At 57.9% G+C, this 6,654-nt stretch carries 4 protein-coding genes; all 4 read right to left on the bottom strand.

Annotated elements, in window-relative coordinates:
* Window positions 1–65 precede the first annotated feature (65 nt).
* The 4 genes from argC to secA all read right to left on the bottom strand — a co-directional run bounded on the left by argC (window position 66) and on the right by secA (window position 6,244).
* Window positions 66–1,118: an N-acetyl-gamma-glutamyl-phosphate reductase gene (gene argC / locus ACFO3S_RS25660; protein ID WP_378101981.1), complete on the bottom strand. Its 1,053-nt coding sequence runs from the start codon at window positions 1,116–1,118 to the stop codon at window positions 66–68.
* A gap of 215 nt (window positions 1,119–1,333) precedes the next feature.
* A complete protein-coding gene (locus ACFO3S_RS25665) occupies window positions 1,334–2,245 on the bottom strand; it encodes a YitT family protein (protein ID WP_378101983.1) in 912 nt (303 codons plus the stop codon).
* A gap of 287 nt (window positions 2,246–2,532) precedes the next feature.
* Window positions 2,533–3,655, bottom strand: a protein-coding gene (gene prfB, locus ACFO3S_RS25670; protein ID WP_378101985.1) for a peptide chain release factor 2 whose coding sequence is annotated in 2 segments (ribosomal slippage) — window positions 2,533–3,576 and window positions 3,578–3,655 — 1,122 coding nt in all. Because the reading frame shifts where the segments join, the coding sequence is not laid out codon by codon here.
* A gap of 75 nt (window positions 3,656–3,730) precedes the next feature.
* Window positions 3,731–6,244, bottom strand: a complete 2,514-nt coding sequence (secA, locus tag ACFO3S_RS25675; protein WP_378101988.1) for a preprotein translocase subunit SecA — start codon at window positions 6,242–6,244, stop codon at window positions 3,731–3,733.
* Window positions 6,245–6,654 lie beyond the last annotated feature (410 nt).

A 6,654-nucleotide genomic window follows, 5' to 3' on the forward strand; every position in this document is an offset into this window, starting at 1 on the left:
CGTAAAATGTTCGAAGCCGAATAGGGCATCCGGCGCTGTAAATCGAACTTGGCGAACACGCGCTCTTATGGATAGACCGGCGTGAACTGCAGGCCAAGCGTCTCGTCCCAGCCCATGACCAGGTTCAGGTTCTGTATCGCCTGACCGGCCGCCCCCTTCACCAGGTTGTCGGTGACGGAGATGATCGTCACCCGCCCGGTCCTCTCGTCGACGGAGAAGCCGATGTCGCAATAATTCGTGCCGTAGACTTCCTTCGTCGCCGGCCACCGGCCCTCCGGACGAACGCGGACAAACGGACGACCCTCGTAAAACTGACGGTACAGCTCGACGAAATCGGCGTCGGACCGCTTCTCTGCCAACGAAGCGTACATCGTCGCCATGATGCCTCTGGTCATCGGCACGAGATGCGTCGTGAACGTCGTGACGACCGATCGCCCCGCCGCCTCGGACAGCACCTGCTCGATCTCGGGCGTATGCTGATGCTTGTTAACTTTGTAAGCTTTGAAGTTTTCGTTGATTTCGGAATAATGGGCGCTTAGATTCAAGCCCCGTCCCGCTCCGGACACGCCGGACTTCGCATCGATGACGATGCTGTTCGGGTCGATCCAGCCGGCCTTCACCGCCGGATAGAGACCGAGCAGCGACGTCGTCGTGAAGCAGCCGGGGTTGGAGACGAATTCGGTCCGCTTCACCTGATCTCCGTACACCTCGGCCAGTCCGTATACGGCGCGCTCCAGCAGCGCCGGGTCGGCAGGCTCGTGCTTGTACCACTGTCTATACGTATCCCCCGACTTGAGCCGGAAGTCCCCGGACAGGTCGATGACCTTCATACCCGCATCTAGAAACTGGGGAGCCAGCTTCATGCTGACGCCGTGGGGCGTCGCCAGGAAGACGACATCCGCCTTGCCGCGAATGAGTCCGACGTCAAGGTCGTCCAGCAGATCGGTTCGGATCTCCGTCAAATGCGGAAAGCCGTCGGCGATCGGAGCGCCCGCGTTCGATGAGGAAATGACCGACGTCACGGTCACATAGGGATGAGATTGCAATAAACGAATGAGTTCGACGCCGCCGTAGCCGGTTGAACCGACGATGGCCGCACGGATATGCTTCGCATTCATAAGGGGTCCTCCATCCTTGGAAAAGGATAAAACGCCAAGAAACGGCTCTCGCCGCGGTCGGACTGCCGCCGATAATCGCTGGCCGTCCGTTTAAAACCTTCTCAATTGTAACGGATTATGCGAACGAATGAAAGATGCGATCGCAGCGGCCTTCGCCGTTCCCGTCCGGAGTATTTATGTATTATTATACATTCGATGTATTATTTATTCAATGGTCAATTTCGCTCGTCCCGAAACCCTTCGCCCAGCACTTCGGCTGCGTTAGCAATGATCACGAAGGCGTCGGGATCGGCATCGCGGACGAGCAGCTTCAGACGGACGACCTCGTTCTGTCCGACGACGGCCAGCAGCACCGGGCGATCGTCTCCCGTATACCCTCCGGTGCCCTGCAGCCGGGTCAGCCCCCGGTCCAGCTCGTTCAGAATCGCCGCCGACACGCGTTCCGGATCCCGGGAGATGATGAAGGCGGCTTTGGACGTCTGAAGGCCCGACTGAATCAGATCGATCGTCTTGCTCGTCGTGAACAAACCGATTAGCGCATAGAGCGCGTTCTCCAGAGAGATGAACAAGCCTGCCGACAAAATGACGAGACCGTCGAGGAACGCGACGGCGAGTCCGAGACGGAGGCCCAGCACCCGGTGGAGAATTTGCGCCGCCGCGTCCAGCCCGCCCGTCGAGCCCCGCCCGCGAAATACGAGCCCCAGCCCCACGCCAACGCCAAGCCCTCCATAGATGGCCGCCAGGAGCGGATCGTTCGTGGGCGGGCTCCAATGCGAGGTCAGAAGCACGAACAAAGGAAGGACGACAGAGCCGATGACCGTCTTCACGCCGAAGCGCTTGCCGAGCACGAGGATCCCGGCGATGAAGAGCGGGATGTTCAGCGCCCACTGCGTATAAGCCGGAGGAAAGCCCAGCAGCGAATTCAGAATGATGGAGATTCCCGACACTCCGCCGGAGGCGATCCGGTTAGGCAGCAGAAAAAGGTTAAAGCTGGCCGCGATGAAAAACGCGCCGACGAGCACCGCCGCATAGCCGAACACGGCCCCGGTCCTCTTGGAAAATCGCGGCCCTCTTCTTTTCCTTCGCACCGCGCGCGCTTCTGACGATGGGCGATCGACAATGGACATAGACGAACCTCATCTCGCTTCATTTGGCGTTTATGTGGAGGATTGGCATGATCCGTCATCACAGCGCCGTTATCCTTACATCCGGACTGAGCAGGATCAAGCATAAACGGCTCAAGCCATCCCTGAGATCGGCGGGATACCGGTTATGTCGGAGGCGATTCAGAAAAGGATAATGACTAAAAAAAACTCCCTGCGCGGCGTTCGCGCGCAAGAAGTGTAGAGCCTGTAATGTCAAACTATGAAACCCGCAGGGGGACGCACCTCTGCACAGCGCTCGGATCGCCGTCCTACGGCTGGACGTCCTGCTTGATCTGGCTGCGCAGGTACCCGTCGATGAACGCATCGAGGTCTCCGTCCATCACCGCGCCGACATTGCCGGTCTCGACCTGGGTGCGATGATCCTTGACCATACTGTACGGGTGGAAGACGTAGGAACGAATCTGACTGCCCCAAGCGATCTCCATCTGCTCTCCGCGAACCTCGGCGAGCTCCTTCTGCTGCTCCTGAATCTTCAGCTCGTACAGCTTGGAGCGCAGCATCTGCATCGCCTTCTCCCGGTTCTGAATCTGGGAGCGCTGCGTCTGGCAGGCAACGACGATGCCTGTCGGCAAATGGGTAATTCGAATCGCCGAATCCGTCTTGTTGATGTGCTGGCCGCCCGCTCCGCTGGAGCGGTACGTATCGACCCGCAGATCGTCGGGACGAATCTCGATCTCGATCTCGTCGTTAATCTCCGGCACGACGTCGCAGGAGACGAAGGACGTGTGCCGCCGGCCCGAAGCGTCGAACGGAGAGATTCGGACGAGCCTGTGCACGCCCTTCTCCGCTTTCAGATAACCGTAGGCGTTATGGCCGCGAATCTGGATCGTGACGCTCTTGATGCCCGCCTCGTCGCCCGGAAGGTAGTCGAGCAGCTCCACCTTGAAGCCGCGCTTCTCCGCCCAACGCGTATACATGCGGTACAGCATCTGCGCCCAATCCTGAGATTCGGTCCCGCCCGCGCCCGGGTGAAGCTCGAGAATGGCGTCCAGCTTGTCGTATGGCTGATTAAGAAGAAGCTGCAGCTCGAAAGCGTCGACCTTGGACGACAGCTTTCTTACGCTTTCGCTCCATTCCTCGCCCAGCGCCTCGTCCGGCTCCTCCTCGAGAATCTCGAGCATGTCCTCCAGATCGCGGCATTCTCCCGCCAAGCTTTCGTATTGGTCGACAACCGATTTAATCGCGTTCATCTCGCCGATCAAAGCTTGGGCCTTCTCGTTGTCGTCCCAGAAGTTCGGTTCGCTCATCTTGACTTCGTAGTTTTCGATCTGCTCTTTTTTCAGATCTAAGTCAAAGAGACCCCCTGAGTTGCTGAATTCGCTTCGCGTTCGCGCGAAGGTCTTGCTTTACGGATACGTCTACCTCGAACATTGTGGAATCACCTCATTGAAATCTTGAGCTTGCTGGGCTGCCCTCCGCCGACTCGGCATAGAGGGGAAGCCTTCGTTATTCTATGCGGCCGTGGCACATTTTGTATTTCTTCCCGCTGCCGCAGGGGCACGGATCGTTGCGTCCGACGGCATTGGCGCTGCGGGTTTTCGGCTTCTTCGGACCCGCCTCCGCCTTCGTGTCGACGGCTTGGCCTTCCGCAACGGCTTCGCGCTTCGGCGCCGCCTGCACCTGAGCCTTCGTAATGTACAGCGCAACCTCTTCCTCGATCCGCTCGATCATGGAGAGGAACATGTTATGTCCCTCGAACTGGTACTCCCTGAGCGGATCGTTGCCGCCGTAGGCGCGCAGATGAATCCCTTGACGGAGATGATCCATCGAATCGATGTGGTCCATCCACTTGCTGTCGACCGCGCGCAGGACGACCACCTTCTCGAATTCGCGCATCGTCTCGACGCCGATCGATTCTTCGCGCTCGTCGTAATGCTTGTCGACCAAGCCGACGAGCGTTTCGATCATCTCTTCCTTTTCCTTGCCCCACAGATCGTCCTTCGTCAGCCGATCCTCCGGCAAGTAGTGGGAATGCGCATAGGCGACCAGGCCGTCCAAATCCCAATCCTCCGGCACATCGTTGTCGGAGCAGTGGTTCTCGACCGACTTGGCAATGACGGAACGGATCATGCCGAAGACGATGTCGCGAATGTTGTCCGAGTTCAGAATCGCCCGGCGGTCTCCGTAGATTTTTTCCCGCTGAAGGTTGATGACGTCGTCGTACTGCAGGACGATCCGGCGCGCATCGAAGTTATGGCCTTCTACCCGTTTCTGGGCCGATTCGATCGCGCGCGTAATCAGCTTGCTCTCGATCGGAGAGTCTTCGTCGAAGCCGAGCCGCTCCATCATGCCCATGATGTTGTCGGCTCCGAACCTTCTCATCAGCTCGTCCTGCATCGACAGGTAAAATTGCGACGAGCCCGGGTCGCCTTGGCGACCGGCGCGCCCGCGCAGCTGGTTGTCGATCCGGCGGGACTCGTGACGCTCCGTCCCGATAATATGAAGGCCGCCCTTATCGGCGACGCCGTCGCCCAGCAGAATGTCGGTTCCGCGTCCGGCCATGTTGGTCGCGATCGTCACCGTGCCGTGCTGGCCCGCATTGGAGATGATGGCCGCTTCCTCGGCGTGGTACTTGGCGTTCAGAACCTGGTGGGCCACGCCTTTCTTCTTAAGCATCTCCGAGATGCGCTCGGAATTCTCGATCGAGACGGTGCCGACGAGCACCGGCTGTCCCGTCGCGTGACGCTTGACGATCTCCTCGACGACGGCTTTATACTTGCCGTTCTCGGATTTGTACACGACATCCGGCATATCGTTGCGGATCATCGGACGGTTCGTCGGCACCTGCACGACCTCGAGGCCGTAAATGCGCTTGAACTCTTCCTCCTCGGTCTTCGCCGTGCCGGTCATGCCGGCCAGCTTCTGGTACATCCGGAAGTAGTTCTGGAACGTAATCGTCGCCAGCGTCATGCTCTCGTTCTGAACGGTGAGCTGTTCCTTCGCTTCGATCGCCTGATGGAGTCCTTCGCTGTAGCGGCGCCCGGCCATCAGCCGGCCGGTGAACTCGTCGACGATGATGACCTCGTCTTCCTGAACGACGTAATCGACGTCGCGCTTCATAATATAACGGGCGCGGAGCGCCTGGTTCACGTGGTGGTTCAGCGTCACGTGCTCGTGCGAGAACAGATTGTCGATGTTGAACGCTTTCTCGACCTTCGTCACGCCTGTCTCGGTCAGCGAGATCGTGCGCAGCTTGATATCGACCGTATAGTCTTCGGTTTCCGTCAGCCTGCTGACCAGCCGGTCGGCCGCATAGTACAGCTCGGTCGACTTCTGCGCTTGCCCGGAAATAATGAGCGGAGTACGCGCTTCGTCGATGAGAATCGAATCGACTTCGTCGATGATCGCATAATGAAGAGGACGCTGAACCATTTGTTCCTTGTACAGGACCATGTTGTCGCGCAAATAATCGAAGCCGAACTCGTTGTTCGTTCCGTAAGTGATGTCGCTCGCGTAAGCCGCCTGCTTCTCTTCATGGGAGAGCCCGTGAAGATTGCAGCCGACCGTCATGCCCAGGAACGTATAAATTTGCCCCATCTGCCCGCTGTCCCGCTGCGCCAGATAGTCGTTGACCGTGATGACGTGAACGCCTTCGCCCTTCAGCGCGTTCAAGTATACCGCGAGCGTGCCGACCAGCGTCTTCCCTTCGCCGGTTCTCATCTCCGCAATCTTGCCCTGGTGGAGCACCATGCCTCCAATGAGCTGCACATCGAAATGGCGCATGTTGAGCACGCGTTTGGACGCTTCCCTGACGACGGCGAACGCTTCGGGCAACAGGTCGTCCAAGGACTCGCCTTTGGCGATGCGCCCGCGGAACTCGTCCGTTTTCGCGCGAAGCTGATCGTCGCTCAGCGAGGAAATGGAGGACTCCAGCCCGTTGATCCGCTCGACGGTCTTAAGAAGCCGTTTCACCTCACGTTCATTGGCATCTCCGAATATTTTTTTGACAAGTCCCATCATATCGAAATGTACCCCTCTCTCTCGCGGGCTAGCTATATCTTTACATTTTATCAGTTCGGGGGTATTGGGGCAAGGAAGCGCGACTGGAAACAGGCTCCACGCATCGAAATTCCATCTATGCGTTTATTCGTGTGAAATCGAGCCTATTGTGATCCATATACAGATTAATCGATACGAACTTCCCTTTTTCGCATTACAGCAACGGAATGGCTCTAGTGCAACTTGTCATATTCAGGCTCTGAGGAGCTGTCGATAATACGCCTCAGCTGTCGTCCCAGATCAATGGCGTCAGCAGTTGCTCAGACATCCATCGCGTTTGTTCTTTGAGCTCTTCCACCACTTCGGTCTGCGGTATTCCCCGTTCTCTGAAATGATGGAGATGACCAAATAAAAACGCATAAAACAAATTC

It is taken from the genome of Cohnella hongkongensis (assembly GCF_042654645.1).
In the GTDB taxonomy this organism is placed as follows: Bacteria; Bacillota; Bacilli; order Paenibacillales; family Paenibacillaceae; genus Cohnella; species Cohnella hongkongensis.

Coding starts and splice junctions, on each gene's coding strand:
- argC (WP_378101981.1), bottom strand. CDS start 1,118: ATGAATGCGAAGCATATCCGTGCGGCCATCGTCGGTTCAACCGGCTAC.
- ACFO3S_RS25665 (WP_378101983.1), bottom strand. CDS start 2,245: ATGTCCATTGTCGATCGCCCATCGTCAGAAGCGCGCGCGGTGCGAAGG.
- secA (WP_378101988.1), bottom strand. CDS start 6,244: ATGATGGGACTTGTCAAAAAAATATTCGGAGATGCCAATGAACGTGAG.